Genomic DNA, 16,842 nt, shown 5'->3' with positions numbered 1-16,842 from the left:
TTACGAGTTGGGTTTGCAAAGGTAGGAATGTTTTTTAAAACCGCAAAAAAAAGATTGAAAATATTTACTTCTTTTTTGCCCTTGCTGTGTTTCTGTGTCAACCTTTCCCCCGTTTGGGATTGCAAAACTGCAACTTTTTCCCAAATTTACAACTACTCTTAACAAAGTATTTTTACAACATTACCAAAATACCTGAAAACCAAGTAGAAAAGTTTTGAAATAATATTAGTATCGAAATGTTGGTAACCTTTTAATTTGCCTCCTATTCACAAATTCATCTACAAAAGAATATCTAACTGAAACTTCATGAGCACCTCCAGAATTCCTCCAGCCTAATTGAGACAAGGTAAAATCATAACTATAACCAATATCAAGGCCTTTTTTAAGTGTAATCCCCAACAGTCCTATTAATGCTTCATTGTTTGGTAGCCTAAACTGTGTTGGCAACCCTCTATACCAAATTCCTAAAATAATTGGCTCAAAATAAAACTCTGTCCCAACATCCAACTGATCAAACACACCTTGATTCTTATAATTGAAGGCAATCGCGACTGTTCTTTCTTGTCTTGTATTATTGAAATAATCATTTATAAAACCTGATTCCAAATCAAACTTGATCCCTCCATGGAATGAATACTTGATGGGCAGCCGAAATTGATCATCGTGTAGAAAAGAGAGTTCAGGCCTTAACAAATGATGTGCAGAAGCACCAAACCAAATCTTTTCATTATAATATAACAACCCAGAGTGCAAATCAGCAAAAGATCTTTGTCTTTCATCTGGATTAACAAGACTATTTCCGGGAGTTATCACACCTCTATCTATATCCAGTTGTGTACTTAATATAATATCATCAAAACTTGCAGACCTTGCAGCGTAAGAAACTTGAATACCCATATGCAAAAATCCTTTTTCCCCCACTCTCAACCGATATGAATAAAGCAGTCCTATCTCAGAATTTTGAAACCCTGTAAAGCTTTCTCTACTTCCATTCACAACCAACCCCAAGCCAGAGTTCTTCTCTTGGATAAAGCCATCTGCATAAGCTGAAAAAACAACAAATGTCTGATCGAGAGAAGGCCATTGATTTCTAAAATTGAATCCAACCCTTGTCATTTCTGAACTACCTGCAAATGCAGGGTTTAGATATAGAGGAGCTGAATAAAATTGTGAAAACTGGACATCTTGCGCCTTTACTGCAAATATGAGAAGCAAAAACAAAATAAAGAATAAGGAACTAATTCTCATCTTATTAATAGAAACCTCCCACTTTCTTCAATCAGATCTCCATCAATGGATTCCATTTTCACTTTATAAACATAACTCCCACCTGGCATCAACTCTCCATTGACCTGACCATCCCAACCTTCTGAATTCACATCGCTAGTTTGAAAAACCAAATTCCCCCATAAATTAAAAATACTAAGCTCCATTGTAATAATCCCTTTAAACTTTGGTTTGAAAAATTGATTTTCCGTCTGAGTAGGTGTAAACCCTGTCGGGTACATCACACGGAAAGATTGCGTCAAAGACAATTCTTTTATAAATGTATCTTCACATCCAAGCTCATTCATTATAGTTAAAGCCACTTCAAAATCCCCTTTTTGTCCAAATACGTGAATTGGCGTTTCTTCTATACTTGTGCTTCCATCTCCAAAATCCCAAAACCAACTGACAGCACCTCCTGTAGATTCACTAGTGAACCTGATTGGATCATCAATAAAGATCCCTCCTTGTTCATCTGTTTTTATACCAGTTCCGTCAACTTCATAATCAAAACTAGAAACAACTGGCTCATCTACTATGATCACTTGAAAAACAATCTCTTCAGACCAGCAAGTTAAATCCTTATGCTTGAACCTAAATAAATATTCTCCAGAATTTGAAACCTGGGAAAGTTCTTCATTAGTCAACTGAACTCCCTCTTGACTCTTTATTTCATAATCAAATAGGTCTTCATTATAATCTGTAATAAATATTCTAAGATCCACACCTTCTCCTGGCAAACAGCCAACTACAGGACTGTCAATTTCAAGTTCCGGTAAATCTGGATTTACAATAGAAACAATATTTGATTCTGCAGGACAATTTTTACCATTAAAGGCAAGAACTTTATACTCTCCTGGGGTCGAAGCTTCTATTGAACCCCCTAAATCATCAGCAATTAATTCATTGTTAAAAAACCATTCAAACCTGTTGTAAGTTTCATCACCTAAGGCTTTAAAATTTACAGTTTGCCCTTCGCAGAGTCGAATCTCATCTTGGCTAGGTGAAAAGTTTTCACTTTCTATACGAACAGGTGATGGTGATTCCTGAACTAACAATCTTAATTTGTTTCCTAAAGACCTTTTCCCATAACTGTCAGTTATTGTATAAAAAACCTCTACATACTCATTAACAAATTCAGGATTTGGAAAAAATGTAAAACCTCCACCACTCTGATCTGACCTAAAAACCCCTTCTGCTAAAATCAATTCTCGATTTTCAGCCCTACAACTACCTTGTGAACAAACATCTTCCTCTTCAGCCTGAATTTCTTCTATCGTCTCATAAAATTGGACGCATCTTAGGTTTGAATTTTCATTTGGGAGAATGATATTTGAATTAAATAGGTCAAAAGTATTTTCCTGACCAGCGCAAGACGCAATATCATCAATATCTACTCCTTCTGGATTCGTTAGTCCCTCTTGGTTGGAAACTTCGACAATAACATTTCTAATCTCATGAAAATTATTTTCTCCACCAGTCGAGGCCGCAAATCCTATTTTCAATTCTTCTGGGGCTTCAAAAGGATAAGGTTCTTGATTAAAAATAGTCACAGACCTTGGATTACCCGCTTCGGTGGTGACTAACATTTCTACGGTCAATAAATAGCCTACATCATTCGGATTGGGTTCGAGATTCAAAAAAACTTGTCTGTAACCAGGAATCTGTGGATTAACAATCCTATTCGTTCCTTGACCACCTGAACTCAAAGAAAATCTTTGAGTTTCAGGCAAACCAAATATCCCACCCTCATTTACTTTTTTTCCAACAATATATTGATACCCAGAAATCCCTTGACCAGGACCTCTTACAACAATTGAATTTGGATGAAAACCACCTTCGTTTCCTGGGAATCCTCCGATTTTTCCTTGTGTGTTATTTCCAAAATTTCCAAAAGTATCAAAACCAATTCCTAGATAAGCTCCCGAAAGCCCTGCTTCACTATCCCTTCTTGCATAACCCAAGGAGCCTCCGAACCCGCCTGGTGAAAAGTTCGCTATAGCTGCATCAAAAAGAAAAGCTGTCAAACCGTCAGCACCAGTGCCTCCATAACAGAAATATTCAAAAGATGCCTTAATTCCAAATGTTGATGAAAAAGGCATATCAATATAAACAAAACCACTTTGATCATTTTGATTACTCGTCAGTCTCAATACTCCAGAATTTAAAACAGCACTCCCACCGAAGACAGTAGATGATTGTGTACTCCCTCCATCAAAAGTTTCACAATATGGAAAACCAATTTGTCCGTAAGTTTTTATAGCAAAACAATTTGCAATGAGGAGAATGAAAAATATTGAATAGTTTATTTTTGGATTATATGCCATTTGGCAAAAGGAAGTTAGTAAGGATATTGTATCAATTTGTAAATTATACAATTTGAATTAAAATAAAAAAAGGCTTTCGAGATAACTCAAAAGCCTTCTTAACTAAGCTCTGTTTTTTTTACCTTAAAATCGTCTGTATTCTGTCAGGCCCGATCGATACCATCTTGATGGGAACTTGAAGCTCTTCTTCCAAAATACTAACGTAATCTTTTAATTCCTGAGGAAAATCGTCGTAAGTAGTTACTCCTGAAAGTGACTTGTTCCAGCCATCCACTGTTTTGTAAATTGGCTTTACGTCTTGATCATTGAGTTCATAAGTCAATCTGTCTACCCGAGTACCATCTGGAAGCTCGTAATGGGTACATATTTTGATTTTTTCAAATATATTCAAAACATCACCTTTCATCATAAACAATTGGGTAACACCATTTATCATGATAGAATATCTCAAAGCTGGTAAATCTATCCAACCACAACGTCTTGGTCTGCCAGTTGTTGAGCCAAATTCATTACCTTCTTTCCTCATATCTTCTCCGTCTTTATCAAAAAGCTCTGTAGGGAAAGGACCGCTTCCTACTCTGGTACAGTAAGCTTTGAAAATCCCATAGACTTCGCCAATTTTAGAAGGAGCTACTCCCAAGCCTGTGCAAGCTCCCGCAGTCATTGTACTACTACTAGTCACGAATGGGTAGCTTCCGAAATCTATATCCAAAAGGGAACCTTGTGCGCCTTCTGCCAATACTTTATCTCCATTTGTCAAGTGGTCGTTAACTTGGTATTCACTGTCAATTAGATTTAATGTTTTAAAAAATTCTATAGCATCAAAAAAAACTTTTTCTAACTCTGGCAATTCTTCCAATGGAAAATCATAAAATGACAATGTGGTTTTGTGCCTTTCTACCAACGCATTATACTTTGCTTCAAAATCATTTGCAAGAATATCCCCCACTCTTAATGCTACCCTGCCAATTTTATCTTGATAGGTAGGGCCAATTCCCTTCAGTGTTGATCCAATCTTTTTATCACCTTTTGATTTCTCATAAGCAGCGTCAAGCAATTTATGTGTTGGTATGATAATGGTTGCTTTTTTAGAAATGAACAGGTTTTCATTAAAAGCAATATTGAATTTTTTCAACCCTTCAATTTCTTTTCTTAAAACTACAGGATCAAGCACAACACCATTACCAATTATATTGGTCAAGTTTGATCTGAATATCCCAGAAGGAATTTGGTGCAAGACATGCTTAATGCCATCAAATTCTAATGTATGTCCAGCATTTGGCCCTCCTTGAAATCTAGCAACTACATTATATTGTGGAGCAAGTACATCGACAACCTTACCTTTTCCTTCATCGCCCCACTGTAGGCCTAATAACACATCCATTTTCATTTGATTATATTTTTACTTAATTGTTTGTTTTATTTTTGAGGAGCGAAGTTTGGAATAAGGTTAAAAAATTGCAAGGAATTCAAGTTATTTATTATTGAAAACTCGAAAATCAGCTTAAACTAGTTGATAATATTACTTTAAGCTTTCCTTTGCCTCGTCAAGAGAATCAAATACAGTAAAGATGTTATTTAACTTTGTAATTATTAAAAGTTTTTTGACATGTTCTGACGGGGAAGTTAAGTAAACTTCCCCACCTGAGTTTCTCATTTTGGTAAGCATTGTGATCAAAACACCAATACCACTCGAAGAAATATACCTTACTTCTTTTAGATCAATGACAAAATTTTTGATCTTATCATTGACCGCGTTTGTCACGATTTCGACAAGTTTCGGGCCTACATCATCTCCAATTAAATCACCTTGAATAAACAAAAAGTGAGTAGTTTCTTTTTCTTCGGATTGATATGTTAGTTTCATATAATTGGTTTATGTTCACATTTTTCTTTGGTACAATTACCGTAAAGAATCAAGGAATGATGCAATACTTTAAAATTAAGGATCTCTCCTACTGTATTCTGAATGTTTTGGATTCTTGGGTCGCAAAACTCCTTTACTTGATTACAGTCTATACAAATCAAGTGGTCGTGTTGTTTGTATCCGTAAGATTTTTCATACTGTGCAAGGTTTTGTCCAAACTGATGCTTCGTAACCAAATCACATTCTACCAGCAAATCGAGCGTATTATATACCGTTGCCCGGCTCACTCGATAGTTTTTATTCTTCATGCTGATGTATAGCGATTCTACATCAAAATGCCCTCCCCTTCCATAAATCTCTTCAAGAATAGCATAACGCTCAGGAGTCCTTCGAAGTTTTTTATTTTCCAAATAGGCTGTAAAAATTTTCTTTACCTCTTCATATAGGGATTCATTCAAGGCCATCGTCTCTTTTTTTTGTTTCAAATATAACTGTTCTTATTTAGAAATGATTCAAATAAATATAATCATCCATAATTAAACCGATTTTCAAATACTCCAAATTAGAATGCGGATAATCTTTACTTTATATATTTTGATCAAGTATCACTTTACCTTTTAGAAGTAATAGAACTTAATTATGAATACGTCTTTTTTGAAAATCAGAAGTGAAGTTTGAAAAAACTTTTCTAATGATGAACAATTTCAAAATTCAACTAATAATCAAACCTTGTTATTTTTATAATGCCCTCCACTTTTCCCAAATTTTCCATTAATTTTTCCAAATGTTGGGTACTATGAACATACAGTTTGATAGTACCTTCAAAAATTCCAGCGTCAGAATCTACCGTAATAGACCTCATGTTGACTTTTAGCTCGTTTGAAATAACTTTCGTTACATCGTTTATCAATCCTACCCTATCAGTACCTACAATCCTCAATCCCGCCAAGAATGCTATTTCTTGCTGACTAGTCCACTTGGCTTTTATGACCCTATTGCCATGATTGGACAACAATTCCAAAGCATTGGGACAAGAAGTGCGATGGATTTTAATCCCTTCATTGACTGTTACAAACCCAAATACATCATCTCCTGGGATTGGATTACAGCATTTTGCAAGCACATAATCGACCACGTCCATATCTTCACCTATCAGTAACTGGTCATGATCTGGTCCTTTTAAGTTTTTGATCTCTTTGGTAAAGCTTGACTCGTCTTTTACAACTTCGAAAGAAGCTTTTCCTTTCTGCCTTTTTTCCTCTTTGAAATCCTTGAAACCTTTGATAGAAGTAGATTCAATTATTCCTTTCCCTACTTTATAATAAAACTCATTTGCTGTTTTAGTTTCAAAATAGGCTCTTAATTGCTCCACGACTTCAGAATTGAAATCAAGCTTCATTTGCTTTAATTTCCTTTGGACTATCTCTTTACCATCCAAAATGGAGGACTTTTTCTCTTCCCTTAAAGCATCTTTGATTTTTGCTTTGGCTCGGGAAGTCACTACTACATGCAGCCAATCTTCCGTTGGTTTTTGTTTGTTTGACGTGAGTATTTCTACTTGATCACCATTCTTAAGCTTGTGATTGATAGAAACCAATTTCTGGTTTACTTTGGCACCAATGCATTTAGCACCTACTTCAGTATGAATTTCAAATGCAAAATCCAATGCTGTAGCACCTATAGGCATTACTTTGAGATCACCTTTTGGAGTAAAGACAAAAACTTCATCATGAAATAGATTCCCCCTAAAGTCATCCATAAACTCAATTGCCGATCCATCATTGGATTCTAACAATGTCCTAACCTGTGTAATCCAGTCATCCAATCCTGTGGACGCTTTTGTCGTAGATGAATCCTTGTCCTTGTACTTCCAGTGTGCTGCATAACCGCGCTCTGCAATATCGTCCATTCGCTGGCTTCTGATTTGAACTTCTACCCATTGCCCTGTATTACTCATTACAGTGGTATGAAGCGATTCATACCCATTAGTCCTAGGTGTACTTATCCAGTCTCGCAATCTATCGGGATTCGGCCTATAAAAATCTGTCACCACGGAATATACCTGCCAACAATCTGCCTTTTCATTTTCAACTTCTGTATCTACAATAATTCTAACGGCAAAAAGATCATACACTTCTTCGAAAGGTATATTTTGCTTTTTCATTTTGTTGTAAATAGAATAAATAGACTTTGGTCTTCCTTTGATAGTGAAATTGTATCCTTGTTCGGTCAACTCTTCTTCCATTGGAGCAATGAAGCTTTTGATAAATTTATTTCTGGAAAGCCTAGTTTCGTTGATTTTTTCTACAATAAAGTTGTAGGTCTCAGTATCTGTATACTTTAAATAAAGGTCCTCCAACTCTGACTTGATAGTATATAATCCGAGCCTATGTGCCAATGGAGCATACAAATACATTGTCTCGGATGCAATCTTGAGCTGTTTGTGTCTTGGCATACTACCAAGAGTTCTCATATTATTTAACCTATCGGCAATTTTTATCAATATAACCCTCACATCATCTGAAAGTGTGAGAAGCATTTTCCTAAAATTCTCAGCCTGCTGGGAAGATCCATAATCAAATACACCTGAGATTTTGGTTAGTCCATCAATAATCTGTGTGACTTTCACACCAAACTCCCTTTCAATGTCCTCCAATTCCCAATCCGTGTCTTCTACCACATCATGAAGGAGCGCTGCTACGATACTGGTCGGTCCCAAGCCAATTTCTTCAACACAGACAAGGGCAACCTCCAATGGATGATAAATATAAGGCTCTCCAGACTTTCTTCTCATCTCTTTGTGAGCCTCATTGGAAACATTAAAAGCTTTTTTGATAATCTTTGCGTCTCCAGACTTGAGTAATGGCTTAGCCAACTTTAACAGTTTCCTATATCTCTTTAGGATCTCTTTTCTTTCTTCTTCTAGATCAACTTGTATCATATATTCGAAGGTAAAACAATTCCGTATTTAAATAAAATGGGGTCTAAATATTTTTTCTAACATTTTTTTGATTTTTTTTCACTCTACTTTTGCAAGTTTGAAATTCATTATTACCTTTGCATCCACATTAGATAAGCGGATGTGGCGAAATTGGTAGACGCACTAGACTTAGGATCTAGCGCCGTAAGGCATGGGGGTTCGAGTCCCTCTATCCGCACGTTTTCAAACCCTCAATCACGGTTCCGATTTCGAAAAAGCTTTAAGCTATTCGAATGAAGAAAAGAGATTGGGGGTTTTTAGTTAAAGACAAATCAAAATCAAAATACCTTGGAAATCACATTAGACAAGCATTCAGCAAATCAAGCTTCAGTTAAAATTAAGTTAAATGAAGCAGATTATCAACCAAAGGTTGATGCTAAAGTTAAAGAATACGCAAGGAAAGCCAATATCAAAGGCTTTAGACCTGGTAAAGCGCCAGTTACGATGGTAAAAAAACTTTACGGAACTTCCGTATTGGTGGATGAAATCAATAGCATCCTTTCTACTTCTTTAAATGATTATCTGAAAGCCCAAACTTTTAAAATATTGGGGGATCCACTTCCGGTAATTGAGGATGCTGATAAAATTGATTGGAACACTCAAAAAGAATTTGACTTTGAATACAAAATCGGTTTTGTTGAAGATGTGAAAATTTCTGTTGACAAAAACACCAACGCTACTAGCTACAGCGTAGAGATGGACAAAGAAACCATCAATGATGCTGTTCAAAATCTTCGTAGCCAATATGGGAAAATGACAAATCCAGAAGAAAGCCAAGAAGGAGACTTTATATATGGTGACATCAAGGCTGTAGATGGTGATTTTGAGAAAACTTTCTCTCTTCCTTTATCTAAGGTTGACGGCAGGTCATTGAAGAAATTCATAGGTTTGAAAAAAGGTGATATCGTAGAATTTGATCCATCCAAAGCCATCAAAGAAGACCTAGCTGAGACAGTTGGAGTAGAAGAGTCTGAAGTTGAAAAACTTTCAGGCAAATTCACTTTTGTAGTACAAAATATCAACAGAACTGAATTGGCAGAACTAAACCAAGAGTTTTTTGATAAAGTATTCGGACCAAACCAAGTAGAATCAGAAGAGGCGTTTTTGGAAAAAGTAAATTCCATCATGTCAGAAAATTACAATAAAGAAATCAAAGTTTACAGTGATGAAAAGATCAAAGAAACTCTGATTGCCAATACAAAAATCGATCTTCCTGAATCATTCCTTAAAGAGTGGTTATTTAAAGCTAATGAAGGAAAAGTTACTCAAGAGCAAGTAGATCAAGAGTACCCTATCTATGCAAAGCAACTGTCTTGGACAATCATTTCTAATGAAATAGCCCAAGAAAACGAAATCAAAGCAGAACATGCTGATGTGGTTGAAAAAACCAAAGAAATGGTTAGAGAGCAATTCGCTTCTTCAGGCTTAGGGGCACAATTGGAAGACAGTATGGATATGTTTGTAGACAATTACCTTCAAGGGAATGAAGGACAAAATTACATGCAGATGATGACATCTGTCCAAAACGAAAAAGTTTTGACCTTTGTCAAAGAAAATATAGACTTGACAGAAGAAGTTTTGACAATAGAGAAGTTCAAAGAGCTTTTAGAAAACTAATTCTGAAACAATTTCGTTAACAAAAAGTCCTTCTTTAAGGGCTTTTTTTATTTTTGTAAACGACTAAAAAAATCAACATGTTCAATAAAGACGAATTCAGAAAATTTGCAGTTCACAATCAAGGTATTAGTGGCAATGCATTTGACCAATATGATACCTTCATCAATGGAATGACTCGATCAGTGATTGAAGAACGTCCAACAAATTTCAGAGAAATTGATGTTTTCTCAAGATTAATCATGGATAGAATTATTTTCTTGGGAACCCAAGTTGATGATTTTATCGCAAACATCATTACTGCTCAATTACTATTCTTGGAATCTACCGACCCTAAGAAGGACGTTTTGCTCTATGTAAATAGTCCAGGAGGATCAGTTACAGCTGGCTTAGGAATCTATGATACAATGCAATATATCAATCCTGACGTAGCAACCATCTGTACAGGTATCGCAGCTTCCATGGGAGCAGTATTGCTTGCAGGTGGTGCAAAAGACAAAAGGTCTGCACTTCAACATTCAAGAGTGATGATTCATCAGCCATCAGGAGGAATGCAAGGTCAATCAAGGGATATGGAGATCTCATTGAAATTAATTATGTCAATGAAAAAAGAGCTTTACGACATATTGGCTATGCACTCAGGCAAGTCTTACGAAGATATAGAAAGAGACTCTGACAGAGATTATTGGATGAAAGCACCAGAAGCCAAAGAATATGGTTTAATTGATGAAGTTTTGATAAGAAAAGCAAAATAATGGCTCAAGTTACATGCTCCTTTTGTGGAAGAAATAAAAAAGATGTAGATCTAATGGTATCTGGTATTTCTGCACATATATGCAATTTTTGCATAGATCAGGCATATCAGATTCTCGGGGAAGAGGAGAAAACCAAAAAACCAGAGAAAAACCAAAAGTTCAAACTCAAAAAACCCAAGGAACTCACTGAGTTCCTAAATGAATATGTAATTGGTCAATTTGAAGCCAAAAAGGTGCTGACCGTTGCAGTATATAATCATTACAAGAGGTTACAGCAAAAAATCAATGCTGATGATGAGATTAAGATCGAAAAATCGAATATCATCATGGTAGGCGAAACTGGTACAGGAAAAACCTATTTGGCAAAAACATTGGCCAAGGTTTTAGAGGTACCATTTTGTATCGCTGATGCAACAGTCTTGACAGAAGCAGGCTATGTAGGTGAAGATGTAGAAAGTATTCTGACAAGGTTACTTCAAGCAGCTGATTATAATGTTGAAGCTGCTGAAAAAGGAATTGTCTATATCGATGAACTTGATAAGATCGCAAGAAAGTCAGATAATCCCTCCATCACAAGAGATGTGAGTGGTGAGGGGGTTCAGCAGGCACTTTTGAAACTTCTTGAGGGTACTATAGTGAATGTACCACCTCAAGGAGGAAGAAAGCATCCTGACCAGAAAATGATCGCTGTCAATACCGAAAACATACTTTTTGTGTGTGGTGGGGCTTTTGATGGAATCACAAGACATATTGCAAGAAGATTGAATACACAGCCTTTGGGTTTTGGTAAAGCTGAGGATAAAGCCCACGCAGATAGAGATAATTTGCTGCAATATGTAACTGCCCAAGATTTGAAGTCATTTGGGTTAATCCCAGAATTGATCGGACGACTTCCTGTAGTTACACATTTGGACCCACTAGACAAAACTGCTTTGAAAAGTATTTTGACAGAGCCTAAAAATGCACTCATCAAACAATATCAAAAGCTGATGGAAATGGAAGGTGTGAATTTGGTGTTCGAAGAAAGTGGTGTGGATTACATCGTAGAAAAAGCTATGGAATACAACCTGGGAGCAAGAGGTCTCAGATCAATCTGTGAAGCTATCGTTACCGATGCGATGTACGAACTCCCTTCGGACAATAAAGTCAAAGAATTGATTATTGATGCGAAATACGCTCACGAACAATTCGATAAATCGAAGTTTAAAAAACTTCAGGTAGCTTAAAAACAAAAAGGGGAGCAGGTTCATAAACATGCTCCCCTTTTTGTTTTTATTTATTTTTTCAATAGAAATTATAAAATACAAAAAATCTTATCTTTAGATACCTCATACTTTTTTAAGTCGAATAGTTTGAAACCAACTAGGTCTATTTTGTTATTTCACCAAAACATCCAATTTGGATATGAAATATGGAGAGAATTGTGAATTGCAAAAAAGAGAAAATTGAAGATTCAATCGACTCTTAAACATTGATACTATTCCAAATCAGATCTGCTGTAGTTGAAGAAGCTTGATTTTCGCCAATTTTATTTTTGATATCATCATAACCCTGCAACATCATCCCTCTATAAATATTATTGCCTAAAATTTTATTGAGCTCTTCTGAAATCAATTCCCTATTAAAATCAGATTGAATCAGCTCTTTTACTACCTCTCTCCCTGCAATCAAATTAACAAGTGAAATATATGGCACTCGAATAAGGTTTTTTGCGATAGCATAACTCAAGGAACTAGTTTTATACACGACTACTTGTGGAATTCTGAACAATGCCGTCTCGAGCGTTGCAGTGCCTGAAGTCACAATCGCTGCATTGGCATGATGAAGAATATCATAAGTCTGATCAAATACCACTTTGATTCCAGCATCGATAGCAGGCTGATACAAATCCTCAGGAAGATTTTTAACTCCAGCAACTACAAACTGAGCATTCGGGAAATCTTTTACCAAAGAAATCATCACTTTCATCATATTTGCCAATTCCTGCTTTCTGCTACCTGGCAACAAAGCGATTATCGGCTGATAACTCAATTCATTTTTTTGATAGAAAAAATCATGAGGTTTGAACTCTTTCAGTTCGTCCAACAATGGATTTCCTACATAAGTGGCATTAACCTGAAATTTCTCAAAAAATTCAACTTCAAAAGGCAAAATACAATAGACCTTATCTACATACTTCTTGATCTTAAGAGCCCTCTTTTGATTCCACGCCCAAACTTTAGGAGGAATGTAATAATGTACTGGAAAATTGTTGGTGTTGGCAAATTTGGCTATTTTCATGTTGAATCCTCCATAATCAACTAAAATCACAACATCAGGTTGATAGTTCAAGATATCATTTTTGACAAGAGAAAGGTATTTCAAAACTTTCCTAAATCCCAAAACAACTTCCAAAAAACCCATTAATGCTACTTCCTCATAATGAACATGGAGTTCTTGTCCTTGCTTCTTAGAATAGTCACCTCCCATTCCTCTAAATGTAGCATTGAGGTCTTTAGCTTTAAGAGATTTGATCAAGTTGGAGGCGTGCAAGTCTCCTGACCTTTCACCTGATATGATATAATATTTCATTTTTTATTGAGTAGCTCTAACATTATAAATAGGACGTTTTCACTTTGAAGTTAATAAAAAATAAAGGGCAGCCCCAACAAAAAGAGGCTACCCAAAATTTTAAATTATTAAAGATCATTACTCCCCAAAATATTCTACAAAATTTCTAGGAGTTTCGTAAAGTGTCAATTTATAAAGCTTGCCATGCGGTACGATTTCATTTACAGCAGGCTCTAGGATTTTCCAAAACTCCATGACAAGATTTTCGCAACTCGCCATTTTTCCGAGCATAAAATCCACATCTAGGTTAAGGTTTTTATGGTCAACTTTATCAATAACGAGCGATCTGATTATATTGCTCAATTGCTTTAGATCCACTACAAAACCTGTATCAGCGTCAGGTAATCCTTTGACAGTGACAATAAGTTCGAAATTATGACCATGCCAATTTACATTGGCACAAGGACCAAAAACCTCCACATTTTTTTCTTCCGACCATTTAGGATTCCAAAGCTTATGGGCTGCATTGAAATGTTCTTTTCTGCAAACGTGTATCATTGATTAATTGATTTGGAATGCAAAAGTAAGTGATTCGTATTTATTAAACCAATATTTTCAGGTTTGAACAGCTATTTCAATTGGAAACAGATCAATTCAAATACTCTATAAGCACTTCAAATTTAATTATAATTCTAAAATTCGAATAATCGATTGAAACACGAACTAATTGTTTCCAGAATTCATCAACATGATCAATCTTCTGATATCATTTTTTTCTTTTAAATCAAGAGTGTATTTTTCACTTAGTTGATTGATTAATGCAAAAACATCTGCACCAAAAAATTCCACTAGCCCTTTTTTCTTTATTTTCCATAAGAAAGCTTTTCCATCTTTGAAAACATACAAATCTTCGACATTCGAAAATGCTTTTGCTCTTTGAGATCCATAAGTTGCACCAGGGTCATTATTCATGATTTTATACTTATGGTTTACAAGTGTATAATTTCCATGTACCAACAATTCCACAAACCTATTTGATCCTACATTGGGGATATCATAACCAGATACATAAAATTGCGGTGAAGATTCAGAATTCAGAACAAATCCTTTAATTCTACCTGGAGAATAAAACTTTAAATCTCTTCCTTCTCTATATTCAAGGGTATGATTAAATGCATTGAATGCAATTACAACCTCATTAGCTGTATCTTTTTCAGTAAATAGAATAGATCCTTTGTCAAACTCTTTCCAATACTGACTCCCTTTAACCTCAGGATAAGAATTCGTCATAACTGGATTACCAGTAGCCTGATCTCTCAAGACTTGCATCTGAGCTTTTGCAAAGTTCAAGGAGCAAATAACTAACACAACTAATAACAAACTAATTTTTCTCATACTCAAATATAAAAAAAGGCCGGGAAAACCCAGCCTTTTTACTTTTAATTTATTGCAAAATTAATCTTCTACAGGAGGAGCTGGTCTAGTAATTCTAACCTGAACCCTTTTGTAGTTTTCACTTGGTGAAATTTCTGAATTACCTTCCAATTCAAGAAGCAAGTCAACAGAACCTCCAATGGCACCAGTATTAATGATATCAATTGTCAAATTTGCTATTGAAGTATTCGCAGGAATCACCAAGGATCCCGATACATTATAATCTGTACCTGCTACTGCAGTAGTTCCTTCAGAAACAACTCTGTAGGTAATGGTCTCGTCACTTGTTCTTTGTCTAGCGACGAGATTAACCTGAAGATCACGTGTACCTACAGTATTTGCAACTGTAACTCTTGGGTAAGTCTGCCCTGCTACAGGAGCAGTAACTACTGCTGTTTGAAACTCAACCTCAGCGCCTTCCCATATAGGATAGTTCTGTTCGATACAAGAACCGAATGCAAAAACCATCACTAGAGAAAATATAGATAATATCTTTTTCATAGTCTTATTCAATTTTAGTATCCTCTGTTTTGATTAAGGTTTGGATTCCCATCAACTTCACGCTGAGGGATTTGAGGAATTATTCTAAAGTCATCGAAAGGAACATTATTATTAGGCCCCAAATATGTCTTAACAAGTCCTCTTCCATATCTTTTCAGATCAAAGAATCTATGACCTTCAAAAGCAAACTCTTTAAATCTTTCCAAAAGAATCTCTTCCAAAACAGCTTCACCTGTAAGTGTAACAGCATCAAGACCTCTTAATTCTTTAAAGTCATTAAGTTCAGTAAGTGCCGCACCTACATTCCCTAAATGATAATTTGCTTCCGCTCTGATCAAGTGCATCTCTGACTTTCTAATTACAGGAACATTATCACCGTAAACAAATCCAGCTTTAGAAAGAAACTTGATACATTCAATATTTCTTGTTCCTCTAGCAGTATTTCCAGTAGTGTACAAAAATGCTCTTACATCATCATTTCGAGTTACATCCCAATTGTTGTTATCGTTAGCAGGCTCAGCTAATTGAAGAGGTGCCAATCCAAAGAAATTTAATACTGTCTGATTTGGAATAAAATCACCCCATCCACCTTGAGAATTCTTGTTTCCAAGGCTCAAAAGTGCTGTAAAAGTAGTTTGCAGAGATTCATTTACACCAATAGCTTCAGCTGCAATTTGAAACCTCACTTCAAACATTGCTTCTGGATGGATAGTTGCTCTCCAGCCATCCACATAACTCATCCCTTCAAGTACTGTCCCAGTTTGTGAAGCCAAAGCAGCAGTAGAAGCAGTAACGGCACCTTGCCAATCCCCTCTGTACAACAATACCCTAGCCAAAAGCCCTTGAGCTGCACCCACAGAAGCATATTGAGTCCCACCGCGATTAGCTGTCCCTAGAGCAGTTATTGCTTGATTCAAATCAGTTACAATTTGATCGTAATTTTCCTGAATAGTTAACCTAGATGAATTTCTATTGAAAGCAATATCAGAGGTAATTGAACCTTCCAAAGGCATAGGAATACCTCCTTCATCTACAATTCCTGGCTGATAAATAGCAGTCGGTATGTAAGCATAAGCTTTAACTAAATCAAAGTAGTAAAGAGCTCTCAAAAACTTCATCTCACCTTCCCAAAGGGCAAGTTGTGTTGAAGAGGCTCCAGATACTCCAAGTTCTACTGCATCCAATATAAGGTTAGCTTCATTAATTGCAGCATAAGAATTTTGCCAAAAAGCTGCACTAAAATGAGCATTTGGTTGATTATTATTTTCTTGGATCAACCTACCCGAATTTGAAGTAGTACGTCCAACATCAGCAAGTGCATCAGATACAGCTAACAAATCTCTACCATAATTACTTACTGCTCTAAGTCTTGCATACACCGAGTTCACTGCCGCATCTACACCTTCGGGAGAAGTCAATGCTGAGCTACTATCAATAGACTGCCTTGGATCTACATTTATGTCACAGGAAGTGACACCAATTGATAATCCTAAGAGAATCGTGAATGCATATTTATATATATAATTTTTCTTTTTCATTGTTATCTAC

General features: G+C 35.9%; 14 protein-coding genes, 1 tRNA gene and 1 pseudogene. 4 read left to right on the top strand and 12 right to left on the bottom strand.

The genetic code is table 11. The features are described 5' to 3' along the window. Positions 1-225: 225 nt before the first annotated feature. The 6 genes from MM236_RS16950 to MM236_RS16925 all read right to left on the bottom strand — a co-directional run bounded on the left by MM236_RS16950 (position 226) and on the right by MM236_RS16925 (position 8,401). Positions 226-1,248 (bottom strand): PorP/SprF family type IX secretion system membrane protein, encoded by a 1,023-nt coding sequence (locus MM236_RS16950; RefSeq protein ID WP_241276181.1) that lies wholly within the window; start codon positions 1,246-1,248, stop codon positions 226-228. After that, entirely contained in the window at positions 1,245-3,593 is a 2,349-nt protein-coding gene (locus MM236_RS16945) for a PKD domain-containing protein (RefSeq protein WP_241276180.1), read from the bottom strand. The genes MM236_RS16950 and MM236_RS16945 overlap by 4 nt, the downstream gene beginning before the upstream one ends. 118 nt (positions 3,594-3,711) lie before the next feature. After that, positions 3,712-4,983, bottom strand: a complete 1,272-nt coding sequence (locus MM236_RS16940; RefSeq protein ID WP_241276179.1) for an adenylosuccinate synthase — start codon at positions 4,981-4,983, stop codon at positions 3,712-3,714. A gap of 132 nt (positions 4,984-5,115) precedes the next feature. Continuing rightward, positions 5,116-5,460 (bottom strand): STAS domain-containing protein, encoded by a 345-nt coding sequence (locus MM236_RS16935; protein WP_241276178.1) that lies wholly within the window; start codon positions 5,458-5,460, stop codon positions 5,116-5,118. Then, a complete protein-coding gene (locus tag MM236_RS16930) occupies positions 5,457-5,924 on the bottom strand; it encodes a Fur family transcriptional regulator (RefSeq protein WP_241276183.1) in 468 nt (155 codons plus the stop codon). The genes MM236_RS16935 and MM236_RS16930 overlap by 4 nt, the downstream gene beginning before the upstream one ends. Before the next feature lie 251 nt (positions 5,925-6,175). Continuing rightward, a complete protein-coding gene (locus MM236_RS16925) occupies positions 6,176-8,401 on the bottom strand; it encodes a RelA/SpoT family protein (RefSeq protein WP_241276177.1) in 2,226 nt (741 codons plus the stop codon). Between the two features lie 135 nt (positions 8,402-8,536). On the opposite strand from MM236_RS16925, the gene MM236_RS16920 reads away from it, so the two are divergent. From MM236_RS16920 to clpX, 4 genes are all read left to right on the top strand, one after another. Beyond that, positions 8,537-8,618: transfer RNA gene (locus MM236_RS16920), tRNA-Leu, on the top strand. A gap of 110 nt (positions 8,619-8,728) precedes the next feature. Continuing rightward, positions 8,729-10,057, top strand: a complete 1,329-nt coding sequence (gene tig / locus MM236_RS16915; RefSeq protein ID WP_241276176.1) for a trigger factor — start codon at positions 8,729-8,731, stop codon at positions 10,055-10,057. Between the two features lie 77 nt (positions 10,058-10,134). Continuing rightward, a complete protein-coding gene (locus tag MM236_RS16910) occupies positions 10,135-10,809 on the top strand; it encodes a ClpP family protease (protein ID WP_255806980.1) in 675 nt (224 codons plus the stop codon). Beyond that, the gene (gene clpX, locus MM236_RS16905; protein ID WP_241276175.1) at positions 10,809-12,035 is read left to right on the top strand and encodes an ATP-dependent Clp protease ATP-binding subunit ClpX; all 1,227 of its coding nucleotides are present in this window, start codon (positions 10,809-10,811) and stop codon (positions 12,033-12,035) included. The genes MM236_RS16910 and clpX overlap by 1 nt, the downstream gene beginning before the upstream one ends. A 238-nt stretch (positions 12,036-12,273) precedes the next feature. On the opposite strand, the gene lpxB is transcribed toward clpX, so the two are convergent. The 6 genes and pseudogenes from lpxB to MM236_RS19860 all read right to left on the bottom strand — a co-directional run. Next, entirely contained in the window at positions 12,274-13,380 is a 1,107-nt protein-coding gene (lpxB, locus tag MM236_RS16900; RefSeq protein WP_241276174.1) for a lipid-A-disaccharide synthase, read from the bottom strand. Between the two features lie 117 nt (positions 13,381-13,497). Continuing rightward, positions 13,498-13,917, bottom strand: coding sequence for a 6-pyruvoyl trahydropterin synthase family protein (locus MM236_RS16895; protein ID WP_241276173.1), 420 nt, complete (start codon positions 13,915-13,917; stop codon positions 13,498-13,500). A 165-nt stretch (positions 13,918-14,082) separates the two neighbouring features. Continuing rightward, positions 14,083-14,754, bottom strand: coding sequence for a hypothetical protein (locus tag MM236_RS16890; protein ID WP_241276172.1), 672 nt, complete (start codon positions 14,752-14,754; stop codon positions 14,083-14,085). Positions 14,755-14,814: 60 nt separating this feature from the next. After that, positions 14,815-15,294: a DUF4843 domain-containing protein gene (locus tag MM236_RS16885; RefSeq protein WP_241276171.1), complete on the bottom strand. Its 480-nt coding sequence runs from the start codon at positions 15,292-15,294 to the stop codon at positions 14,815-14,817. 14 nt (positions 15,295-15,308) lie between these two features. Next, a complete protein-coding gene (locus MM236_RS19865) occupies positions 15,309-15,752 on the bottom strand; it encodes a RagB/SusD family nutrient uptake outer membrane protein (RefSeq protein WP_439648025.1) in 444 nt (147 codons plus the stop codon). 372 nt (positions 15,753-16,124) lie between these two features. Then, positions 16,125-16,832: pseudogene (locus MM236_RS19860) on the bottom strand (RagB/SusD family nutrient uptake outer membrane protein); the annotation flags it as partial. Positions 16,833-16,842 lie beyond the last annotated feature (10 nt).

This window comes from Belliella calami, assembly GCF_022549695.1.
GTDB classification, from domain to species: domain Bacteria; phylum Bacteroidota; class Bacteroidia; order Cytophagales; family Cyclobacteriaceae; genus Belliella; species Belliella calami.
The sequence above is the reverse complement of the archived record's forward strand: the minus strand, read 5'-3'. Positions and strand labels throughout refer to the sequence as shown.

Coding starts and splice junctions, on each gene's coding strand:
- MM236_RS16950 (WP_241276181.1), bottom strand. CDS start 1,248: ATGAGAATTAGTTCCTTATTCTTTATTTTGTTTTTGCTTCTCATATTT.
- MM236_RS16895 (WP_241276173.1), bottom strand. CDS start 13,917: ATGATACACGTTTGCAGAAAAGAACATTTCAATGCAGCCCATAAGCTT.
- MM236_RS16940 (WP_241276179.1), bottom strand. CDS start 4,983: ATGAAAATGGATGTGTTATTAGGCCTACAGTGGGGCGATGAAGGAAAA.
- clpX (WP_241276175.1), top strand. CDS start 10,809: ATGGCTCAAGTTACATGCTCCTTTTGTGGAAGAAATAAAAAAGATGTA.
- MM236_RS16945 (WP_241276180.1), bottom strand. CDS start 3,593: ATGGCATATAATCCAAAAATAAACTATTCAATATTTTTCATTCTCCTC.
- lpxB (WP_241276174.1), bottom strand. CDS start 13,380: ATGAAATATTATATCATATCAGGTGAAAGGTCAGGAGACTTGCACGCC.
- MM236_RS16890 (WP_241276172.1), bottom strand. CDS start 14,754: ATGAGAAAAATTAGTTTGTTATTAGTTGTGTTAGTTATTTGCTCCTTG.
- MM236_RS16935 (WP_241276178.1), bottom strand. CDS start 5,460: ATGAAACTAACATATCAATCCGAAGAAAAAGAAACTACTCACTTTTTG.
- MM236_RS16910 (WP_255806980.1), top strand. CDS start 10,135: ATGTTCAATAAAGACGAATTCAGAAAATTTGCAGTTCACAATCAAGGT.
- MM236_RS16925 (WP_241276177.1), bottom strand. CDS start 8,401: ATGATACAAGTTGATCTAGAAGAAGAAAGAAAAGAGATCCTAAAGAGA.
- MM236_RS16885 (WP_241276171.1), bottom strand. CDS start 15,294: ATGAAAAAGATATTATCTATATTTTCTCTAGTGATGGTTTTTGCATTC.
- MM236_RS16930 (WP_241276183.1), bottom strand. CDS start 5,924: ATGGCCTTGAATGAATCCCTATATGAAGAGGTAAAGAAAATTTTTACA.